This is a genomic window from Pirellulales bacterium, assembly GCA_035939775.1.
Classification (GTDB): domain Bacteria; phylum Planctomycetota; class Planctomycetia; order Pirellulales; family DATAWG01; genus DASZFO01.
Window position 1 is genome coordinate 1 of record DASZFO010000039.1, and the last position, 21,313, is coordinate 21,313.

Annotated in this window: 24 protein-coding genes; 15 read left to right on the forward strand and 9 right to left on the reverse strand. The window is 62.6% G+C overall.

What is annotated here, in order from left to right:
• The 3 genes from VGY55_01810 to VGY55_01820 form a co-directional block, all read left to right on the forward strand.
• Positions 1-334: HNH endonuclease (locus VGY55_01810; GenBank protein HEV2968692.1), on the forward strand; the 334-nt coding region annotated here is incomplete at its 5' end.
• A 101-nt stretch (positions 335-435) separates the two neighbouring features.
• Positions 436-822 (forward strand): thioesterase family protein, encoded by a 387-nt coding sequence (locus tag VGY55_01815; GenBank protein HEV2968693.1) that lies wholly within the window; start codon positions 436-438, stop codon positions 820-822.
• 34 nt (positions 823-856) lie between these two features.
• Entirely contained in the window at positions 857-3,091 is a 2,235-nt protein-coding gene (locus VGY55_01820) for a DUF2961 domain-containing protein (GenBank protein HEV2968694.1), read from the forward strand.
• Between the two features lie 72 nt (positions 3,092-3,163).
• Here the strand turns inward: VGY55_01820 and VGY55_01825 are convergent, their stop codons facing one another.
• Positions 3,164-3,475, reverse strand: a complete 312-nt coding sequence (locus tag VGY55_01825; GenBank protein HEV2968695.1) for a (2Fe-2S)-binding protein — start codon at positions 3,473-3,475, stop codon at positions 3,164-3,166.
• Positions 3,476-3,481: 6 nt separating this feature from the next.
• Complete coding sequence (locus VGY55_01830) at positions 3,482-4,720, reverse strand: M20/M25/M40 family metallo-hydrolase (GenBank protein HEV2968696.1); 1,239 nt, start codon at positions 4,718-4,720, stop codon at positions 3,482-3,484.
• 247 nt (positions 4,721-4,967) lie between these two features.
• Here VGY55_01830 and VGY55_01835 point away from each other — a divergent pair, with 247 nt between their 5' ends.
• The 6 genes from VGY55_01835 (at position 4,968) to VGY55_01860 (ending at position 10,518) form a co-directional block, all read left to right on the forward strand.
• A complete protein-coding gene (locus VGY55_01835; GenBank protein HEV2968697.1) occupies positions 4,968-5,411 on the forward strand; it encodes a hypothetical protein in 444 nt (147 codons plus the stop codon).
• Between the two features lie 531 nt (positions 5,412-5,942).
• Positions 5,943-7,028: a hypothetical protein gene (locus VGY55_01840; protein HEV2968698.1), complete on the forward strand. Its 1,086-nt coding sequence runs from the start codon at positions 5,943-5,945 to the stop codon at positions 7,026-7,028.
• 67 nt (positions 7,029-7,095) lie between these two features.
• A complete protein-coding gene (gene rpmA / locus VGY55_01845) occupies positions 7,096-7,347 on the forward strand; it encodes a 50S ribosomal protein L27 (GenBank protein HEV2968699.1) in 252 nt (83 codons plus the stop codon).
• 143 nt (positions 7,348-7,490) lie between these two features.
• A complete protein-coding gene (gene obgE / locus VGY55_01850; GenBank protein ID HEV2968700.1) occupies positions 7,491-8,492 on the forward strand; it encodes a GTPase ObgE in 1,002 nt (333 codons plus the stop codon).
• Between the two features lie 45 nt (positions 8,493-8,537).
• The gene (locus VGY55_01855) at positions 8,538-9,326 is read left to right on the forward strand and encodes a type III pantothenate kinase (protein HEV2968701.1); all 789 of its coding nucleotides are present in this window, start codon (positions 8,538-8,540) and stop codon (positions 9,324-9,326) included.
• 13 nt (positions 9,327-9,339) lie between these two features.
• Positions 9,340-10,518 (forward strand): GTPase, encoded by a 1,179-nt coding sequence (locus tag VGY55_01860; GenBank protein HEV2968702.1) that lies wholly within the window; start codon positions 9,340-9,342, stop codon positions 10,516-10,518.
• An 81-nt stretch (positions 10,519-10,599) separates the two neighbouring features.
• On the opposite strand, the gene VGY55_01865 is transcribed toward VGY55_01860, so the two are convergent.
• Positions 10,600-11,478 carry an alpha/beta hydrolase family protein gene (locus VGY55_01865; protein HEV2968703.1) on the reverse strand — a complete coding sequence of 293 codons (879 nt, stop codon included), beginning with the start codon at positions 11,476-11,478 and terminating at the stop codon, positions 10,600-10,602.
• Between the two features lie 412 nt (positions 11,479-11,890).
• Here VGY55_01865 and VGY55_01870 point away from each other — a divergent pair, with 412 nt between their 5' ends.
• Together VGY55_01870 and VGY55_01875 are read left to right on the forward strand one after the other, a co-directional pair.
• Positions 11,891-12,964 (forward strand): glycosyltransferase family 9 protein, encoded by a 1,074-nt coding sequence (locus tag VGY55_01870; GenBank protein HEV2968704.1) that lies wholly within the window; start codon positions 11,891-11,893, stop codon positions 12,962-12,964.
• A gap of 277 nt (positions 12,965-13,241) precedes the next feature.
• Positions 13,242-14,855, forward strand: coding sequence for a S26 family signal peptidase (locus VGY55_01875; protein ID HEV2968705.1), 1,614 nt, complete (start codon positions 13,242-13,244; stop codon positions 14,853-14,855).
• A gap of 78 nt (positions 14,856-14,933) precedes the next feature.
• On the opposite strand, the gene VGY55_01880 is transcribed toward VGY55_01875, so the two are convergent.
• A complete protein-coding gene (locus tag VGY55_01880) occupies positions 14,934-15,377 on the reverse strand; it encodes a hypothetical protein (protein ID HEV2968706.1) in 444 nt (147 codons plus the stop codon).
• Between the two features lie 155 nt (positions 15,378-15,532).
• A complete protein-coding gene (cyaB, locus tag VGY55_01885) occupies positions 15,533-16,105 on the reverse strand; it encodes a class IV adenylate cyclase (GenBank protein ID HEV2968707.1) in 573 nt (190 codons plus the stop codon).
• A 168-nt stretch (positions 16,106-16,273) separates the two neighbouring features.
• Here cyaB and VGY55_01890 point away from each other — a divergent pair, with 168 nt between their 5' ends.
• Entirely contained in the window at positions 16,274-16,927 is a 654-nt protein-coding gene (locus tag VGY55_01890) for a TlpA family protein disulfide reductase (protein HEV2968708.1), read from the forward strand.
• A gap of 107 nt (positions 16,928-17,034) precedes the next feature.
• On the opposite strand, the gene VGY55_01895 is transcribed toward VGY55_01890, so the two are convergent.
• Positions 17,035-18,084: a thiamine phosphate synthase gene (locus VGY55_01895; GenBank protein HEV2968709.1), complete on the reverse strand. Its 1,050-nt coding sequence runs from the start codon at positions 18,082-18,084 to the stop codon at positions 17,035-17,037.
• Between the two features lie 12 nt (positions 18,085-18,096).
• Complete coding sequence (locus VGY55_01900; protein ID HEV2968710.1) at positions 18,097-18,519, reverse strand: hypothetical protein; 423 nt, start codon at positions 18,517-18,519, stop codon at positions 18,097-18,099.
• Between the two features lie 165 nt (positions 18,520-18,684).
• Here VGY55_01900 and VGY55_01905 point away from each other — a divergent pair, with 165 nt between their 5' ends.
• The gene (locus VGY55_01905) at positions 18,685-19,623 is read left to right on the forward strand and encodes a tetratricopeptide repeat protein (GenBank protein HEV2968711.1); all 939 of its coding nucleotides are present in this window, start codon (positions 18,685-18,687) and stop codon (positions 19,621-19,623) included.
• 61 nt (positions 19,624-19,684) lie between these two features.
• Here the strand turns inward: VGY55_01905 and VGY55_01910 are convergent, their stop codons facing one another.
• The gene (locus tag VGY55_01910) at positions 19,685-20,284 is read right to left on the reverse strand and encodes a DUF4254 domain-containing protein (protein HEV2968712.1); all 600 of its coding nucleotides are present in this window, start codon (positions 20,282-20,284) and stop codon (positions 19,685-19,687) included.
• A 199-nt stretch (positions 20,285-20,483) separates the two neighbouring features.
• On the opposite strand from VGY55_01910, the gene VGY55_01915 reads away from it, so the two are divergent.
• Positions 20,484-20,681 carry a hypothetical protein gene (locus VGY55_01915; GenBank protein HEV2968713.1) on the forward strand — a complete coding sequence of 66 codons (198 nt, stop codon included), beginning with the start codon at positions 20,484-20,486 and terminating at the stop codon, positions 20,679-20,681.
• Positions 20,682-20,735: 54 nt separating this feature from the next.
• Positions 20,736-20,945 (forward strand): hypothetical protein, encoded by a 210-nt coding sequence (locus VGY55_01920; GenBank protein HEV2968714.1) that lies wholly within the window; start codon positions 20,736-20,738, stop codon positions 20,943-20,945.
• Positions 20,946-20,954: 9 nt separating this feature from the next.
• On the opposite strand, the gene VGY55_01925 is transcribed toward VGY55_01920, so the two are convergent.
• A partial coding sequence (locus VGY55_01925; protein HEV2968715.1) for a hypothetical protein occupies positions 20,955-21,313 on the reverse strand: 359 nt, incomplete at its 5' end.

Sequence of the window (21,313 nt, forward strand, 5' to 3'; positions counted from 1 at the left end):
GACGCTGCGATTCAACCGCCGCAACATCTTCGCCCGCGACGGCAATCAGTGCCAATACTGCGGCCGCCATTTTCCGACGAGCGAATTGAGCCTGGACCACGTCGTGCCGAGGAGCCGCGGCGGCGACACCTGCTGGGAGAATATCGTTTGCGCCTGCGTCTCGTGCAACGTGAAGAAAGGGGGCCGCACGCCGCACGAAGCCCATCTCAAGCTGGTTCGCCCGCCGGTCAAGCCGAAGCGCAGCCCGCTCTTGGCGGTCAAGCTGGGGAATCCCAAATACGAAAGCTGGAAGACGTTTCTCGATAGCGCCTACTGGTCGGTCGATCTGAAATAAGTACGAAGTGCGAAGGACAAAGTACGAAAAGGGACAACACTCCTGGCAGTCCGCGGCGTTCTTCTTTCGTACTTGGTACTTCGTACTTCGCACTTGTTTACATGCTGACGCAACACGATTTGCAGATTCGCGTCCGGTATCAAGAGACCGACGCGATGGGCCGCTTGCACCACGCGAATTATCTCACCTACTTCGAGCTGGGGCGCACCGAACTGCTTCGCGCGGCAGGGCTCAACTATCGCCAAGTCGAGGAGCAGGGTCTGTTCCTGGTCGTCTCGGAAATAACCTGCCGCTATCTGCGGCCCGCGAACTACGATGACCTGCTCACGCTCCGCACGACCGTTCTCTCGGCTCGCGGTGCGCGGATCGAGCACGATTATCAACTCTTCCGCGGCACGGAACTGCTGGCCACCGGCCGCAGCATCGTCGCTTGCGTCGATCGCCAAGGAACCGTCAGGCGCCTGCCGGAGTACCTGAGCAGGAAGTAAGATCCCGGTTGATGGTGATACCTGCGATTTGCCGATGCCAATCATCGTAAATCATGTTGGGTGGACCGTACTTATCTGTTCGGTTGCCGCGTTCTTGTTCGCGAGTCATGCATCGGCCGCGACCTCCGAGCCGCCGGCGGTTCCTGTCGGCGTGGACGCTTATCGGATGTGGGACCATTGGGCGGATCAGCGGATTGGGGTGCGGGCGTATATGCGGAGCACGTATGATCGGGCCGGGGGAAATGACTCGGCGGATGCCAGCCATTTTCTGTTTCAGACGGACGATGATTTGAGTGTGCCGCTCGATGTTGAAGGGCCGGGAATCTTGTATTTCGTCCGATACAACCATTGGCACGGCAGCCCGTGGCATTATGTCGTGGATGGCACAGATCATGTGGTGCAAGAGTCCGCGACGGCCGATCCGCGCCATCCGCGCGCGAATTCGGTGTTCATTCCGGAGCAGGCGTTTCCGTCGCCCTTGGCCGTGACCTGGTCGGCGACTAAGGGAGCGGATCTGAGCTGGGTGCCGATCGGATTCGAGCGATCGTTCCGGATGGCTTACGGCCGCACTCATTACGGCACCGGATATTTCATTTACCACCAGATCGTGCCGGGAACGAGGCTCTCGCGGCCGGTCCAGGCATGGACCGGCGCCGAGCGGCCCGATCAGGACGTGTTGGATCTGCTCAATCGATCCGGGCAGGACCTTGTACCGCGCGCCGACTCGGTTGAAGGACGACGGATGGGAATTCACGAACGCTCGGATGAGCGATTGTTGCCGGCCGGCGCGACGACTGAGTTGGCAAAACTTGATCAAGCCCCGGCCCTGTTGCGAGCGATCGAGATTTCCGTTCCCCGCGAGTCGGCGATGGAACTATCCAATGTGCGGCTGCGGATCACTTGGGATGGCCGGAAGGCAGCTTCGGTCGATGCGCCGCTGCCGCTGTTCTTCGGAGCCGGAACGCTTTACAACCGTGACGGGCGAGAGTATTTGGTCAAAGCGTTTCCGGTGACGATTCGGTTCGATGACCAACGAGTTCACCTGGCGTGCTATTTCCCAATGCCGTTTTTCCGCTCCGCCCGGATTGAGTTGGTCAATTCGGGCGAAGCGATTGACGAAGTGCGCTGGGCGGTTCGTTGGACGCCGCTGAAGGCCGCGCCGAACCAGGTTGGATATTTCCACGCCACGTACCGCGACCACCCGCAACCTGAACTCGGCAAGGATTTGGTGCTGCTCGACACCGCGAAAGTCGAAGGAGGCGGGGATTGGTCGGGACAGTTCATCGGCACGAGCTTCATCTTTTCGCACAACGCCGAACTCCGCACGCTCGAAGGCGACCCGCGATTCTTCTTCGACGATAGCAACACTCCGCAAGCCCAAGGCACGGGCACCGAGGAATGGGGCGGCGGCGGCGATTATTGGGGCGGGCTGACGATGAGCCTGCCGCTGGCCGGCCATCCCGTCGGAGCGCAGCAGGGCAAGGCCAAATCGGCGGACGACGCGGTCGAATCGGCCTATCGGTTCCTGTTAGCCGATCTGATGCCGTTCGGCAAGAATGCCCGCATCCAATTCGAGCACGGGGGCACGGACGAATCGAAGGAGCACTACGAGACGGTCGCCTACTGGTATGGGATTCCAGCGGCCTCGCTGGTGTTGACCGATGAATTGAAGTTGGCTGACGCCGAGAGCGAACGAGCGCACCACTACGTATCGCCGGACGCCAGCCCGCCTGGGCAGATCACTTCGCGTTATGAATGGGGAGTGGACCACATCGGCAAGCTGGAGGTCTATCCCGCCGAGACCGACTCGGGGCGGCACACGACCGGCACGTCGCAATTTACTTTGCACCTGCGGCGCGACAATCTCGGCGTTCTGCTGCGGCGGAAACTGGACTATGCATTTCCGAACCAGCGCGCTGAGGTGTTCGTCGCCGATGCGTCGCAATCCGCCGCGTCGTCGGCGGCGGATTGGAAGCCAGCAGGAGTGTGGTATCTGGCGGGCTCGAACACGTGCGTTTATTCAGCGCCGAAGGATGAACTCGGGCCGGCCGAGCACCATGTTCAGACCTCCAACCGGCGATTCCGCGACGACGAATTCCTCGTCCCGCGAGCACTGACGGAAGGCCGCTCGGCGATTCGTGTGCGCGTAAAGTTCACTGAAGTGCGGCGGCCATTGTTCCCCGGTCAACCCATTCCGCCGCTGGCCTGGAGCGAATTGAAATACTCGGCGTACTGCTTTGTGCGACCGGAGTTTGATCCGGGGCGGTGAGACGATGACCAAGCTGGCCGATTATTTCAGAATCGACATCGGTGTCCTGACCGCCAATCTTTGATCCAGCCGCTAGCGGCCAGGATCAGGCGCTTCATCGATCGGCGTCGCTCCTGGTGGGGGCATGCCGCCGCCGGAGCGGACGTAGCCCGTTCGTCCCCGCGCGTAATCGGCGGCCGTGGGCAATTGCGGGTCGATCTCGCCCCCGGCGACCGCGGCGTCGAAGAGCCGCTGCAAATAGGGCCGGCACCAACCGCAGCCCGTGCCCGCTCCGAAGCATTCGCTCAACTGCCCGACGCGGCGCGGCTTTTCCACGCGCAGATAATTGATCACCTTCCGCTTGGTGACGTGGAAGCAGAGACAGAGTTCGTCGTCGAGTTCCATTGACCGCTAACCTTCAGTCGCCGTCGCCAGTCGCAGCGCCACGCGGCAAGCGCCTTGAAATGAGCGAACATCTAGCCGCTCGGAAATTGTATGCGCGTTCATCTGTCCGCAGCCGAGCGTGACCGTCGGAATTCCGCGGGCCGTCATCCAGTTGGCATCCAGTCCGCCGTTGCTGACGGCTTGAATCGGCTCGACGCCGATCGAGCGCAGCGCCCTTTCCGCGGCGGCAACGCACGGCTCGCCATCGTTAAGCCGAAATGCTTCGTAATCCAAACGTCCGTCGAAGGCTACCTTCCCCCGCCGCCCTAGCGAACTCTTCACCTGCCGCGCGGCCCGCTCGAACGCCCGTTCAAATGCCTTGACGATCCGCCCGCGAAAGGCCGGATCGTGGCTGCGGGCTTCGGCCTTCAACCGCACGTGGTCGGTCACGACGTTGGTCGCCTCGCCGCCGGCGATCGCGCCGATGTTGCTGGTGCCGCGGCGGCGGCCCTTTCGCACCTCGGCGTGCCAGCCCTCACGCTGGAGATCGGCGATCGCCAACCCCGCGATGGCGATCGCGCTGACTCCCTGCTCGGGACAAACGCCGGCGTGGCTGGCTAATCCCTCGATGTCGATCTGCATCCGATATCCTCCCGTAGCGCCCACGGTCACTCGGTCCAAGCTGCCGCCGTCCCAATTGAAGGCCAGCGTCGGGTCGCCGAGCAGGCCCAGGTCTGCATACCGTGCGCCATATAAGCCGATTTCCTCTTGAATCGGCCAGAAGAACGTGAGCGGTGGATGCGGCAGCTTGCGGAGCAGGATAGTCAGCGCGGCGGAGAGTATTACGGCCACGCCGGCTCGATCATCGGCCCCCAGCCCCGTCTTCGGGTCTGCCGAGCACACGAAATCGCCTTCGAGCTTTGGCTTCGCGCCGCGGCAGATCGGCACCGTATCCATGTGGGCCATAAGGAGCCGCCGCGGCGCGCGATCTGTGCCGGGCAATCGCAGGATCAGATTGCCCGTATCGCCCGCCAACGGCGTTCGGCGATGGGCTCGATCGGTGCGAATGGCGGAGGCCGGCGCGCCGGCTTCGCGGAGCCGCTCGGTGATGAACGCCGCCACGCAGCCTTCTTCACCGCTCAGTCCGGGGATCGCCATCAACTGCATCACCAGCCGCAGCGCCTCGTCTAGGTCGGGCTCGGGGGCGCACGATGATGCATCGTTCGGAAGATTGGCGGCGGTCGAACCGGATCGTTTGCGATTCATGGCGGTCATCGAGCGCGGCGGTCAACTTGCCGCGCTCGATGGCATATCCTATCGTGGCGAATGACGAATGTCGAATGATGAATGGCTAATGGGGTAGGGTGCGTCAAGTCCGCGCTGACGCACCGGATTGGGCGTTAGCGCCTCATTCAATCTGGCGGTGCGTCTGCGCAGAGCCTTGACGCACCCTACGACTATTGCTCTTTGAATCGGAATCCGCGCGAATTCAACTCAAGTGTCAAGGCGGCTCATGCGGTTCTTCCTCGCCGGCATCATGCAGGGATCGCACCTCGGCTTTGTGCTGCACAATCAGGATTACCGCGCGCGGCTCAAGCGACTGCTGGCCGAGCATTTTCCGGACGCCGAGATTTACGATCCGCTGGCCGATCATGCCAATTCGCTCGATTACGACGAGCGGAAGGGGCGCGAGGTCTTCTGGCATCACAATCGACTGTGCCGCGAAGTGGATGTCGTATTGGCGTTTGTGCCCGAGGCCTCGATGGGAACCGCGATCGAGATGTGGGAAGCTTACGAGCATGGCCGAACGGTAGTGACCATCAGTCCGCTCAAGCACAACTGGGCCGTGAAGTTTCTGAGCCATATCCTTTACAGCGACGTCGAGCAGTTCGAGGAGGCGCTTGTCAGCGGCGAATTGCCGCGCAAGTTGCGCGAGACCGTGAAGCCGCATACCTGACAGCTCGATGACCCCGTATACTTGGCGCAATCCATTTAATCCCGTTTATTGCTCCGGCCGCAGACGGCGGAGCAGTTTCGGACTTGCACGAGCGGTCGGGTATGATGGGGGCATGGACGAAGAACGCTCCACTCCCGTATTCATGCCCATGCTCGCTGTTCTCTTGGCTATCACCGAGAGGAACAAGGGGGCGCCCCTCTCGCGCGATGAGGTACTGGCGGTCCGCGACAAAGCGCCACGCATAATGATGACACGTTCAGATGCGGCGGCATTCGCGGCTAAGCGAGGAAGCGACATTGACCAGGCACGTGCCTTCGAGAGTTGGCAGGAATTCCGCGCCAGCCAACAACCGCCTAGGAATACCTGATTTCAGACTGACCCGATACCGATTTCACCGGAAACTTGACCCTCGGATCGAATCGTACCTATACTGAAACTATCCGCGGGCGGCGCTGGTCGGGGTCGATCTGTTCATGCCAATTTGCCCGTTCTTGTCTCATTTTGTTTGAGTGCTGCAGAGAGAGGCTTCTAATGTGTCGTGTTCGATTTCGCGGTGCAGTAGTTTGCCTTTTGGCCCTGGGGATGATTGCCTGCGAGGCCGCCGTGGCGATGGCTCAGGCGCCGGGGGGCGCGCGGCGCGGAATGGGTCCGCCGGCCGGGTTTAGAAAGCTTGCTCCGGGGGTCGAATCGACGATCCCTCCGCTCACCGATCCGCACGACACCGTCATGTATCACGATGTGGTCGAATTGCTGGCGCCCAGCGCTGCGGCCGATGCGGAGTGGACGCCGTCGCACACGTCGCCGTCGAAGACGCTGAAAGCCCTGTCCACCAATCGGGCCTTTCGCACGACCGCCTGGTATCTGCAATTCACTTTCAAGCCGCTCCGAGTGATTCAAGTCGATTTGCCTAACGATCAGGGGCGGCTCGAGCGGAAGACTGTTTGGTATATGGTCTACCGGGTAAGCAACGTCGGCGGCCATCTCAAGCCGATCGAAAAGGCGGCTGACGAAGGCGCGCTTCCCGCCGCGCCGGAGGTCGAGGCGGTCGACGACCCCGGCCTGCCCGGCGGAATCCATTTCTTTCCCAAGTTCACGCTCGAAGCGGAAATCGAGGGGGTGAAGAAAGTCTATCTCGACAAGATCATGCCGCTGGCCGTCGAGGCGATTCGCAAGCGCGAAGACCCCAACCGCCGGCTGCTGAATTCAGTCGAAATCGGTGCTCAGCCGATCAAACTCAGCACCGCGACGGAAGACAACAGCGTCTGGGGTGTGGCCACTTGGGTCGGCGTCGATCAGCGGATCGACTTCTTCTCGATTTATGTCACGGGACTCACGAACGCCTATCGCTGGACCGATCCGCAGGGGGTATTCAAGGCCGGCGATCCGCCCGCCACCGGTCGCCAGTTCACCCACAAGACGCTCCAATTGAATTTCTGGCGGCCGGGTGATGAATTCGCCATCTATGAGGATCAAATCTACATGGGATCGCCCGAGGATAAGGTGGCCAAAGTTGCCGACCCGGACAACCCGGACCGAGTCGCCACAGGCAAAGAAGTCCCCTCGCAGCCCGGGCGGAATTGGGATAAGATTGTTGACTACCGCTGGGTTTTCCGCTAAAAGGGGCGGTTCCCCAGTTGACTTGATCTTTCCCGCCGATGTCGTTCGGCCTGACGGAGTAGCACTGATGGCACACAAGAAGGGCCAGGGTTCCAGCCGCAATGGCCGCGATTCGCAACCGCAGCGGCGCGGCGTGAAGCGATTCGCCGGTCAACAAGTGCGAGCCGGCAATATTCTCGTCCGGCAGGTCGGCAATCGATTTCATCCGGGCCGCGGAGTCGGCCAAGGAACTGATTTTACGCTCTACGCCTTGCTCGACGGCGTCGTGATGTTCGACCGCGAAGGCCGGCGAGTGAACGTGGTCACGGCCGCAGTTTGAAACCGGCGCAGATTGAAACCGGCATAGTTTAAAACCGGCGCAAAGCCTCGGTTTCATATCCGTCGTTGTAACCCGGAGCCAACGGCGACGGCGACTGGTCGGAATTGCCCGTCGCCGCTGGCTCCGGGTAAAGCGATGCGCGCATGTTTGTCGATCGGGTGAAGATCTTCGTGACGGCCGGCAAGGGAGGCAACGGCTGCGTCAGCTTTCGCCGCGAGAAGTTCGTTCCGCGCGGCGGACCTGACGGCGGCGACGGCGGCGATGGCGGCAGCGTCGTGATCGTGGCCGAGGCCGGCGTGGATAGCCTCGCGGCGCTCGCTCATCGCAAGCATTGGCGGGCCGAGTCCGGCGGTCCCGGCACCGGCAGCGATTGCCACGGCCGCAGCGCCGAAGACCTCGTGATTCACGTTCCGCCGGGGACGGTGCTGCACGACGCCGACGGCAATTTCATGCTCAAGGACCTTACGCGTCCCGGCGAGCAAGTGATCGTCGCCCGCGGCGGCCGGGGCGGCAAGGGAAACGTGCATTTCAAGTCGGCCACGAACCGTGCTCCGCGCGAGCACACGCCCGGCGGCGAAGGAGAATCGCGCAACCTGCTGCTCGAGCTAAAGGTGATCGCCGACGTCGGTCTGGTCGGCAAGCCGAACGCCGGCAAGAGCACGCTCTTAAGCCGGCTCTCCCGCGCCCGGCCTGAGATTGCCGATTATCCGTTCACCACCAAATATCCGAACCTCGGCCTGGTCGATCTCAGCGTCGATCGCTCGTTTGTGATGGCCGATCTGCCCGGCTTGATCGAGGGCGCGCATGCCGGGATTGGGCTGGGGCACGAATTCCTGCGCCACATCGAGCGGGCAGGGATACTCGTCCACCTCGTCGAACCGATGCCGAGCGACGGCAGCGATTTGGTCGCGAATTATCAAGTGATTCGCCATGAACTCGTGCAACACGCCGAGGAGCTTGGCACGCGTCCGGAGATCGTCGTGCTCACGAAGTGCGAGCTGCCGGGCGCCGAAGCGGCCCATCGCCGCTTGAATGAAGCCCTCGGTCGCGACGTGCTCGCGATCAGCGCCGTGACGGGAGAAGGGCTGGATAAGCTGCTGTGGGAGATCACACGGGAGTTGGACGCGCGAGAGGTGCCAAGGTGAGCGCCCGCGAATCTCGTACTTCGCACTTTGTACTTCGTACTTGAAATGGCTGCGCCATTGATCGCGATCGATATCGGCAATAGCCGCATCAAGCTGGGGCTGTTCGACCAGGCGGTCGATCCCGATCGAGTGCCGCTGCCGAGCCGCGTTCTCGATCTGCCGGTCGATCGCTGGGAAGGGACGCAGTTAGCGGCATGGCTTCCCGCGGCACTGGATTGGCCCGAGTGGCGAGTTGCCAGCGTGAATCGCCCAGCGGCGGCGAAGCTGTTGGTATGGATCGAGCGCGAATGTCGCACTCCGGCGGGAACTCCGCCGGCCGCGCGGTTGTTGACGGTCGCCGATTTGCCGCTGGCCGTGCAATTGGAGCACCCCGAGCGGGTCGGTGTCGATCGTCTCTCCGCGGCAGTGGCCGTGAATCGCTTGCGAACGCGGAATCGCCCCGCGATTGTGGTCGATACGGGCAGCGCCATCACCGTCGATCTCATCGGGGCGGACGGCGTCTTTCGCGGTGGAGCGATACTGCCGGGGATCGACATGTCGGCCAGAGCGCTACACGAATTCACGGACTTGCTCCCGCTCGTATCGCTCAGCGACCTGGCGGAGCCGCCTGCGGCACTCGGGATTTCGACGGTGACCGCAATTCGCAGCGGCCTGTTTTGGGGCGGCATTGGCGCGGTGCGAGAACTGACCAGCCGATTGGCGGTGGGGCTTCCGCAGCCGCCGGAATTGTTTTTCACGGGGGGCGCCGCGGCGCACCTCGCCCGGCCGCTGGGGCTTGAGGCCCGCTACGAGCCGCATTTGGTGTTGAGCGGCATCGCGATGGCGCGGCCCTGAAACGAGGCGCCCGGTGATCGACGAACCGAGAGCGACCGTTGTGAAACTCACGCCCGACGGACGAGGGGCGGTGGCGGTGTTGCTCGTCGAAGGGGGCGAGGCGGCTGAGCTGGTCGGCAGGCATTTCTTCGGCCATTCCCCCGAGCCACTTGGTTCTCGACCGCTGAATCGAATCCTGCACGGACATTGGGGCAGTTGCGGTGGCGAAGATGTCGTCGTTTGCCGCCGCAGCGCGACCGAGGTGGAGATTCAATGCCATGGCGGCAGCGCGGCGGCCGAGCGAATCGTGGCGGATCTAGCCGCCAATGGCTGCGCCCTCATGGATTGGCGCGAGTGGATTGGCTCACGCGAATCGAGCCGGATTCGGGCTGACGCTCGCGCTCTGCTCGCCAACGTCCGCACCGAACGGACCGCCGCGATTCTACTCGATCAATACCTTGGCGCGCTCGACGCGGCGCTCGCCAGAATCGACGGCTATCTCGAAGCGGACGATGCCAATGCCGCGCAGACCGGCTTGCAAGCGCTCGTCGCACATTCGTCCGTTGGATTGCACCTTGTCGAGCCTTGGCGCGTCGCGATCGCGGGACCGCCGAACGTCGGCAAAAGTAGCCTGATCAATGCGCTCGTCGGCTATCGGCGCTCGATCGTTTTCGATCAGCCGGGCACCACGCGCGACGTCGTGACCGTGGCCACCGCGATCGACGGCTGGCCGATCGAGCTTTCCGACACGGCCGGCCTGCGGGCAAGCGACGACGCGCTCGAGAGCGCCGGCGTGGAACTTGCCCGACGGCAACTGGCGGCGGCGGATTGCGTCGTGCTCATCTTCGACGTCACCGAGCGCTGGACGGACGAGTGTGAATCCTTGATTCAGGACTACCCGGCGGCGATCGTCGTCCTCAATAAGGTCGATCTCCTGCCCGATACCGAACCGGCGCGGGGACAATTTGGCGGATGCGGGGCGCCGCCCCTCTTGACGAGCGCCGTCACGAACTGCGGGATCGACGATCTCGCGGCGACGCTCGTTCGCCGCGTCGTGAGCCATGAGCCGCAACCCGGCGATGCGGTCCCCTTCACACCGCTTCAAGTCGAGCAGGTTCGCGCCGCGCTGGATGCCGTCAGCCGGGGCGATCTCTCGGCTGCGCGAATTCAAATCCAGAATGCGGCCGGTAGGGTGAGTCGAGCGAAGCGCTGACGCACCGGACCTCGCCGCAGTGGCCGGCTTCACACTGCTCGCGGTGCGTCTGCGCAGAGCCTTGACGCACCCTACCGCTCGTCACTTGCCGCTCGCCGCGTCCGCCTGAAAGAAATCGGTGACGCGACCGATGGCGTCCACCAGATGCCAGATCGCTGAATAATGCCCGGCGTCGTACCAATGAATTTCCGGGCGGCCGAACGCTTGCCAGAGCGCCTCGGTGCATTTCTTGGGGATGATCTCGTCGTGGCTGGCATTGAGCATCATGACTTTGCGGCCGCGAACGCAATCGCCGTACGACGCTGGATCGACTGTCTTCATCAACTCCATGAGCGAATCGCGCGTCCCCCCGGCGGCAATCCAGCGTTGGCGGGCATCGACGGCGTGCGGATCGGTCGATTCCCACAGCACGAGGGCGATGCCACCGCCGGCGAGCACCGGACAAATCTTGTGAAACCGTGGCTCGATCGCTCCCGCCAAAGCCGCCGTGATCCCGCCGAGGCTGATCCCGAACACGCCGATCTGGTCGCGATCGACTTCCGGCTCCGCGGCGAGCCACGCGGCCGCATAGCGGATATCCTTCACCGCCTGCGTCATGCCTTCGATCGTCTGCCGCGGATCGGCCGAGATCATTCGCACGTTGGCATCGATCGGGCGTCTCGGTCCGTAGTAGGGCATGATGACGAACAGCGACGCGACTCCGCGGTGCGCGAGTGCCGTGGCGAACGTCCGCGAGAGCGGAAAATCGCCCCCCAGGATGTGCAGCACGATGCAGGCCGGATGCTTGCCCGGCGTGGTCGGGCAATAGTATTCGCAATGGACCGTGTTGTTTGGCTCGTACTTCGTTTTCACCGGCGAGGGAAACGTGACGAACGACAGGCTGACGTCGTCCGAAATCGAGTTCTGTGGCCGTCGCTCGAACTGGAATGCCGCCGCGTCCAAGCGAAACGGCTTGGGCACCGCAGTTTGCTCTTTCGAATCCGGCTCGAAGCGAACTTCACCGTGCCGAATCGCTTTTTCCGGGGCGCTCGCGGCGGACTGGTACGGAACGACCTCCGTGTCGTTCCGCGGGCCGTGCCGAACTGAGTTTTCAGCCGGCGCGGCGGCGATGGAGCATGCAACGCCGACACATGCTATCAGCAATGCAAGGCGCGAACCGGAGGAAAAACGAATGCTCGCCATATTCTCCCTCTTGCCAAGTCGGCGGCGCGTGACAGCACGACTGCCATTGCCGCGCTCCGTCGCTAACAGTATATACGCTCCTCCCATTTCATGGAGCAGCAGGCTTCGTGCTCGACTTGGGCGAACTTGCGCTGACTCCGGTTCGCAAGCTAACGAACGTCTTCCGGACTCCGACCTACGACCTCCGACCATGTCGCCCAACATATTGATTGTGCGATTGAGCGCCGTCGGCGATGCCGTTCACGGCTTGCCGGTGCTGTGCGCGCTTCGGGATTCATTTCCGCGAGCCAGCTTGACCTGGGTGGTTGAGGAGCGGGCGGCGGCGGTAGTCCGCGGCCACACGGCGCTCGACCGGTTGATCACGGTGCCGCGCGGTTGGTTGCGCAAACCGCTGGCGGTGCTGCGGCTGCGGCGCGAGTTGCGGCGCGTGCGCCCCGAGATCGCCCTCGATTTGCAGGGGCTGACGAAGAGCGCCATGGTCGCCTGGCTTTCCGGGGCTGGCCTGCGAATCGGCTTCGCCCGCCCGGAAGGGCGCGAACTGAGCCGCGTGCTGAACAACCGGCTCATTACGACCTCGACGACTCACGTGGTCGATCGCTATCTCGAATTGCTCGGGCCGCTCGGGATCGCTCGACCGTCGGTTCGATTCGACCTGCCGCGACATGCGGAGGACGAGGCGACCGTCGCGCGTTTCATCCGCGAGCGCGGTCTGGGGAGCGGCTTCGCGGTCGTCAATCCGGGCGCCGGTTGGCCATCGAAGCGTTGGCCCGTCGAACGGTTCGCGGCGGTCGCGCGCCACTTGGGCCAGCGCCGGCATTTGCCTACGGTCGTCGCCTGGGGTGGAAAAGAGGAATGGGCGATGGCCGATCGGATCATTACGACTTCGGCCGGCACGGCCCAAATGGCCCCGCAGACCTCACTCGGCGAATTGGCCGAATTAGCGCGGCGAGCCAAACTGTTCGTGAGCGCCGACACCGGCCCGCTCCATATCGCGGCAGCGGTCGACACGCCGTGCGTCGGCCTGTTCGGCCCCATGCCGGCCGAGCGCAATGGCCCTTATGGCGCGAAGCACATCGCGCTGCAGAACGCGCGCCTGGAAGGCTCAAGCCGCAGCCGGCGCAACGCCTCGGACGACACGATGCGGGCGATCAGCGTCGAGGAAGTCTGCTGGGCCTGCAACCAAATTCTGGATCGGGAAATGCCCGGTCGCCCGGCTGAAATTCTCACGCCGCCAGTTCGATTCCCCAGCGCGACTGCGGCCTAGAAGCGCTTAACACCACAGCGCACGGAGTAGCGGAATTCGCCAGAATTCCGACGCTCCGCCGCTCCGCAGGTCCGAATTCTGGTGAGTTCGGCCACAATTCTGCCAAGAGTGCGCTGAAGTGTTAATATGTTTACGGGGTCGGGCGCGAGCGACTTGATCGAAAGCTCCGTTAGTAGAATGCGCGGCGAATTAATCCGCTTGTCCAAGGTTCGAGTCCTTGTCGCGCGACGACTTGTGAATCCGCGGCAGCTAGACAAATCTCTCGAGAGCCGAAATCATGCCGCTGTGGTTTGTCGTGGGCCTGTTCGCTGTGCTGATCGCGCTTCAGCTTGGCGCCGTCGCCTTGTTCTTGTGGTTGGGTACCCGTTGGTGGAACGTGCCGAACGTCAGCTTCCGCCGCGCAATGGCGACGACAATCACTTTACTCCTCTGGGGCGCCGTAATACTTGCCGCCGAGCCCTGGATCGGAGAGAAATCATCATCGATCGCTCCGGCCATTGCGTTGCTGGTGCTCGGCCTCGGCGGACAACTATGCATCATCAAATGGATTCTCCGAGCGCGGATAGGCAAGGCCGTCCTGATGTGGCTGGTCGTAGCCGCCGTAAGTTGCGCGTTTGGATTGGCTCCCGCGTTTGCCATTCGGGCATCGCTGCTGGAGACCTTTGTCGTGCCGACCGGCTCGATGGCGCCGACGATCCTTGGCTCGCATAGCAACGTACTCTGCAATGATTGCGGGTTCTCCTACGCTGTTGGGAGAAGGCCGATGGAGCAGTTTAATATTGCATCCGCTATTTGCCCCAATTGTGGTTCGACCGACCCGTCTACTCTTCAGACAACGGTTCTTTCCGGCGATCGAATCTTCGTTGAAAAGAGAGCGGCCCTGCGTCGCTGGGGTTTGATTGTCTTCCGACCGCCCGATCAACCGCAAACGCTTTTTGTAAGTCGGCTCATAGGATTGCCGCGCGAAACGGCCGCTCTATCTGGCGGCCACATTTACGTCGACGGCAGAATTGTTCGGCGCGATCTATCGACGGCTGTCGATCTTTGGCAAACGAGCCACGACACTCGCTTCTTCGCGCACCAAGTTGCGCCGAAGACTCCCCACTGGCAGCCCGCTGCTGATTCCAAGTGGCGCCAAAATGGACCGGCCTGGAGTTGCGATGCGTCCGATGGCGATGGCGGCGAGTTGCAGTTGCAGGGAGACATCGTCGATCGACTCGCCTACAACAGCCCATATCCGTCAGTTCGCCAGCAGTTTTTCACCGGCGATATCAAGCTCGACTGTTCGATTGATTCCTTCGATGGAGATGGCAAGCTGCTCGTCCGATGGGACTTTGACAAACAGAGCGCGGTGGCGACCATCGGGGCCGACGGAAAAGTTAGTCTCGACGTTGTCGCCGCAAATGGAAGGGATCATGCGGCTCAGCCTTTGAAGGCCGATGCAACACTCGCCGCGAGACCATCGCGCGGGCAACTTATCACATTCGCAGTCCGCGACGGGCGCGCGTACGTCTGCCAGGACGGCAAGACTGCGGTCTCAATTGACGTCGGCTCCGAGACTCTCGCAGACCAAAGCGAAGAACCGCCGGACAGCGGATGCCGCCTTGCAATCGGCGTGCAGCGGTGCAAGTTGGCGATGTCCCGATTGTTGCTCTCGCAACAAATCGGCTTCCGCACGATCAAAGAGATGGGAGCCGACGCCGAACGGCACGTCAGTGCCAAGGCATTTGGTTCCGCAATGAAACTCGGGGCTGACGAGTATCTCGTGCTCGGCGACAACACCGAATTCAGCCGGGATTCGCGATTCTACGGTCCCATCAAGCGCAAGGCGATTATCGGGGTCGCCCGCTGGATCTATTGGCCCGTAGAGCGCTGGCACGAGTTTCAATAGCTCGTTTCCATCGCTTGCGGCTTCGGGTCAACGTAGCCCAAAACGCAAACCCTGGGGTCCAAATCGCCCTGACGTGCCTTACTTGCTATCGGCCAGCTTATAGCTCTTCGAGACGTCGGTGAAGATTTTCTTGACCAGCTCATCCTTCGCCATCTTCGCGGCCTTTGCTTGGCAGTTGGCGCAGCAGAACGCGACCTTGACGCCGTCCACGTCCACGGTCTTATCGGCGGCCAGCGGCTTGCCGGTGAACGGGCACTTGGTTTCGACCAACTGGCCGGTCAGCGCCATTTGAAGATGGGCCTTGGCCGCGAACTTGGCAGGATCCTTCTCAAAAGCCGTTGGGCACTTGTCGCAGCACAGATAAACCTTGCCTCCTTCGAAATTCACCGCATGGTCTTTGCTGGCAGGCTCGCCAGAGACGGGGCATTTGCCGACGTTGTCGCCGGTCTTGTCTTCGGCACGGATCGCGGGAACCAACAACAACGCTGCCAGAACCGCGAAGCCCAGAAATCGAGTCTTCATGTTGTTATCTCCTTGTACGGCGAAATTGAGGTGGGGATGCGATGGCGGGATACGACCGGCATAACCGCGAGCCGCGACGTTGCCGGTGGCTTCAGCTTACCTATGCCAATACGCCGATTGCAATAGACCGGCCCTAAAATGCGGAAAATCGGAAATCAGCCGACGGCCGAAGGGGGCTTCGTTTTGCCGAGCAGCAATTCCAGATAGCTGCGCCGTTCGCCTTTGCCGAGCTTAAGCTCCTCGGCCAACGACGCGAGGCAAGCCTTGGCGTGCTGAACTTCGGCCTCGTCGGCATCAATTTCCAGTTCGACGAAACTCCCCAGCGGCTCGACCTCGTCCAAGGCCGCTTCCACACGTTGTCCTTGCCAATTGAACGTTGCGGAGCGGCGGCGTTTGCGAACCTCGATCACCGGCCGGAACCCGAGCGCTTCGAGCAATTCGGCCCAGGTCGCCGCCCCCTCCGCGCCCGAGGCCAACGGCAGCTCGATTTCGCGGCGAGTTTTCGTGGTCGGATCGATCTTCGAGCCTTTGTACGTGATGAAGTTCTGCTCGCCGACGCGGCGAATCCGCAGCGCTTCGTCCGTCTGGGCGAAGTCGCGCACCGGATGAGCGTAATAGAGATCGGCCTGCTCGACTGGCGCCTCGATCGTCGCCCCCAACTCAGTCAGATGACGCTCGATCTCGGCCAGATCGGATATCGGGAACTTTTGTTCGACTTCGAATCGCATCGGCCGGTACCGAAAGCTCAGTGAACGGAATCCAACGCACGGAGCACGAGAATTCGCCGAGGAGACAGGAGTTGTTTTGTGTTCTCGTGTTCGCCGGGCAGCGATTCATCGTATACCATATTGTGCGGCAATGGCAGCTTCCGCGATCCTCCTGCAGGGAAATCAACCGTGGCAACTAACCCAGATTCCGTCCCGTCCGATCGCCCGAAACCGGAAACGAGCCACAAGCGTGGGAATCTGGCCGCTTGGCTCGTCTTCTTTGCTGCTGCAATCGCCGTCGGGATCGTGTTCGAGATGTCGGGTGGGGAAGAGATGGGGGTCCGTCATCCGGCGGTCGGACACCGGCTGCCGCATCTGGAATTGAAGCCGCTCACCGGCAATGGCAAGGCGGTGACGCTGGCCGATCTCGATGGCAAAGTGACGCTGATCGACTACTGGGGAACCTGGTGTCCGCCCTGTGCCGAAGAATTCCCGCACATTGCAACGTTGGCAGCAAAATACCGCGACCGGCCCGATTTCAGCGTGCTGGCAGTCTCCTGCGGCGGCCGAAGCGCGGAACGGTTCGACGAGATCGCTGTCGAAACGGAAGCCTTCCTCCAGAGCTTCAAGATCGACATGCCGACCTACAAGGACCCCGGCGGCTTCAGCCGGCGCGGCGTCGACATGGTTGCCGGTTTTGCCGGGTATCCGACCACGATCGTGCTCGATCGCCAGGGTGTCATCCGCGGCATGTGGGTTGGATATCGGCAGGGTTATGAACGGCAGATCGAGAAGTTAGTCGGGGAATTGCTGGAGACGCCAGCGACGCCGGCCGGCAAATGATCTCGTAGTCGTAGGGTGCGTCAAGTCCGCGCTGACGCACCGAGACCCCGCCGCGACGATCGGGCCGCAAAGCACTCCACGGTGCGTCTGCGCCGACTTGACGCACCCTACGACTCCGGACGATGCAATAATTCGCGGAGCTGCCGAGCCGCATTCGCGGGATCGGTGGAGGCGAGCACCGCGCCGCTGATCGCCACGCGGCCGATGCCGGTTGCAAGCACGTCGGAGACATTCTTCAAGCCGATTCCGCCGATGGCGAATGCCGGCAAACAGACCTCGGCCGCCACATCGCGCAACAGCTCCAATCCGGTGAAATGCTCGAAGCACTTCGTGTCTGAAGGAAACGTCGGGCCGACGCCGATGTAGTTCGCCCCGTCGAGCACGGCCCGCCGCGCCTGCTCGAGCGAATGGGTCGACACGCCGACGAGCAGCCGCGGCCCGACAATCGAGCGGGCTTCCTTGACGCTCAATTCGTCTTGCCCGACGTGAACGCCGTGGGCCCGAGCAAGCACGGCGATGTCCGGCCGGTCGTTGATGATCGACAGGACATTGCTTCCGGCGGTGATTTCACGAAGCCGCCGCGCTCGTTCGAGCAAATCCCGGTCGGCCAGCCGCTTGTCACGAAGCTGGAGGATATCTACGCCCGCGGCAACGAGTGATTCGGCCAACATGCCGAACTCTCCAAGCGAACCGCGGCCATCGATCACGACGTAAAGCCGCGCGTCTGCCAGCCGGCGCACGCTTTCGGCAGTCATATTGACGGCTCGTTCGAGCGTGTAGGTCTCGTATCTCAGCGACTCGAACTGGCCGGCAATCCCCGGGTCGATGAGCTTGGCGTATTCCTCGAGGCTCCGCAGCGCTTGTTCGAGTCGCTGAAAGCTGGCGGCTACGACGTGAGCCAGATCGGAACGATTCGTTTCGCTCGCCGTGCCGACGTCGGCGCCGACATCGGCGAGCGTGTCGCGGGCCGCATGGCGCTCGGTGGCCGGAATGCGGCCGATCGCGGCCGCCAGCGCGTGCCGCAATTGCTTGGCCACGACGGTCAAATTCCGATCGTCGAGGACGAAGCGAACGTAATCTTCGATGACCCGCAGTCCTTCACCGGCCCGATTTGCCGCCGCGTCGAGAATCCGCAGCAAGCTGGTCTCGCTATCCATATTCGACACTCGTCATTTCCCTTTAATCAGGCTGGTCGCGATGGCTCGGAAAACCGGGCGGACGAGATCGTAGTCGCGGTCCTCAGCCTGCCAGATGAGCAAGTAGGTCTTCGCTCCTCGGTTGAAGGCACGGATCTCGGCCGTGTTCGTCAGGTCGAGGCAGTAGAAGTTCAGGTCGTAACCGGTTAGTTCTTGCCCGGCGATCGAGTCTTCGACCGCCTCGGCGTCGAGTTCGTCGTACTCCTCGCGCATCGCATCGACGACGATGTCCATCAATTCCACAGGATCGCCGCGTTCGTGGATCGTCAGCGACCAGAACGCGCCGCCGGGGCTGTAGACGGTCACCTCCTCCCCGTCGGCCTCGTTGGCCGCTTCCAGAGTCCAATTCTCGGGATACTGGAAATGAACACCGAGTCGATCGAAGACTGCTGGCATTGCTGTCTGCCCTGGATGGCGAGAACTCCTCGCCACTCATCGTACCCGACGGGACCAGCATCCGTACACGGGCCGCGATTTGGCGATTTGGCCCGATTGATCGACGATCTTGCTGCTTCGGTGCGGTCTTGCTATCATTCGTCCCCCCAAAATCGAGAATGCAGAATGCAGATTGCAGAAGGGAGATTTGCGCGCCGCGGTTCGTTCTTCATACGTTCGTCGTTTCTCTTCGTGACGGCCTGCTTGCTCCTCTGCTGCGGGTGCCAATTGATCGGTCGCGAGCGTCCGGTGCCAAAACAGATGGCCGCTAGCCGGAACCTTTCGCAGCGCGGGATCAGCGAACTGGAGCGGGGCGAATGGGACAAGGGAGAGGCCCTCTTGGCCCAAGCGATCAAAGCCTGCCCCACCGACGCCGAGCCGCATCGCCATTATGCCGAGGCCCTTTGGCATCGCGGCGCTCGCGAGGAGGGGCTGGCGCAAATGCGCGAGGCCATGCGGTTCTCGGGCGACGATCCGAATCTGGCCGTCCGCGTCGGTGAAATGTGCTTCGATCTCGGCCGGCAGGACGAGGCCGCGAAGCTGGCCGACGACGCCATCGATCTCTCTCCGCGGCTAGCCTCGGCCTGGGCCTTGCGCGGCGAAATCGCTCAAGCCAAGGGGCAATTGGACGAAGCATTGGCCGATCTTCATCGCGGCCTGGAATTTCAGCACGACGACAAAAGGTTGCTGCTGCTCACCGCGGAACTCTATCGCCAGCAGGGGCGGCCCGAGCGGGCCCTCGGCGTGCTCGAAGCCTTACGCGATTGCTATGGTACCGGAGAGGAGCCGCAACAGATCCTTTATCTCCAAGGGCTGGCCTTCGCGGCGTTGGCTCGATATGACGACGCCGTGGAAGCATATCGCTTGGGGCTCCAGCGCGATCGACCCTCCGCCGAGCTGTATTTTCGGTTGGCCGAAGCCCATCTGCGAGCCGGGCGTCCTGCCGAGGCCGGCGGCGCGATCCAACAAGCGCTCGCGCTCGATCCGAACCACCAGCCCAGCCGCGCGCTGGCGGAACAAGCCGCGATGGCCCAGCGCGGGCCGGCGGACGCGGTGCGAAGGTAACATCCGGATTGCGGCGATCGGCGAGATGCGTCGATCCCAGGCGAACGCCGTCGAACCTGCCTCAGCCGGCCTTGCGTGGGGCGTAAAGATGCGGGTTCAGCGCCGGGTCGTTATACATTTTGAACTGGCGGTAGACTTTCAAACGCTTGCGCCCCGCGAAGATGTCGGCGAGCAATTCGCCCAGCGCGGTCGCCAGATCTTCGTGCTGCGTCTGGAGGATCGAGAGTTTTTGCCGCGAACGCTCGATGTGGTCTGCCCCGGCGTCCTGCCGTTCGGCTTGCTCTTCCATGTGGTAGATTCGCAGGGCCAGGATCGATAGCCGATCGATCACGCTCCCCGGCGTTTCAGAATTCCAGCGGGCATCGCCCTGGATCACGACGCCGCGCACTTCGACGGCCCGCTTCAAATGATCGTCGATCCGCTCGGTGGCGTCGTTGCGCTGCTGATTCAGCCGGTCGATGGCCCGCTTGACGGCGGCGATCCGGCTGTCGCCCACTTCGGGGCTGCGGGCGATGTCTTCTTCATGCCACAGGAGGAAGTTGTACTTGTGCTGCTCGCAAATCACGTAGAGTAGATCGCGGCACGGATTGAAGGGCTCTTGGGCATGCCACATCTGCACCATATTGCGATGCAGCGCGGTGATTTGAGCAACGTCGATCATCGGAGGTGGCGAGTTGCAAGTGACAGGTGACAAGTTACGGCAAGTATTCGAGGAGGCGATTCTAGAAATGCAGCCCGTTTGTCACAAGGCAAGCTGGGCAAGCACTTGCCCGAAACAAAAAACTCTGCCCGGGACCGTTGTCCCGGGCAGAGTTGGAATCTGTCGAACTTGGAGTTCGGCTTAATAGGTCCGAACGCCCATGTGCATCAGGGCAGCCGAGTGGTCGGCCAAGGGGGCCGGGGGCACCGGGCTGGAATCGGCCGACTTCGGGGCCGGGGGCGCCGGAGGAGCCGGGGCCGGGGTGGCCGGGGCAGCCGGGCTGGCCGGGGCAGCACTGCAACCGCAGCTCGCTTCGCAGGCCGTGCAACCGCAGCTCGAGCAGCCGCCACAGCCATGATTGCAGCAGCAGCAATCCTTGTGCTCGTGGTGAGCCCAGCAGCAAGGGAACAACATGCAGTGGCAGCAGATCGTGGGGGCCGGGCAAGTCGTGCATCCGCATCCGCAGCTCGAAGCCGCACAACCGCAGCTCGGGGCGGCGGGGGCCGCACAGCTCGGAGCAGCCGGGGCCGCGCAGCTTGGGGCGGCAGCCGCACAACCACAGCTCGAGGAGCAGCCGCAGCTATGGCAGCAACCCATGCCTAGGATGCCGCAGCAGCTATGATGGCAGCAGCTATTGCATCCGCAGCTCGACGCGCAACCGCAGCTCGGGGCAGCCGGAGCCGAGCAACTCGGAGCAGCCGGGGCCGCTCAGCTCGGTGCGGCAGCCGCGCAACCGCAGCTCGACGCACAACCACAGCTCGACCCACAGCCGCAGCCATGGCTGCAACCGCAACCGCAGCACATCAGGGTCCGCACGCCACCGAACAGATCGCACCAATCGATCCGGTTCTTCGGGCAGCAGAGCAACGGGTGGCAGCAGGTGTTGCAGCCACATCCGCAGCTCGAGCAACCACAGCTTGAGCAACCGCAAGAGCTGGCGCATCCGCAGCTCGGGGCGGCAGCCGGAGCGGCGCACGACGCTTCGGCAGG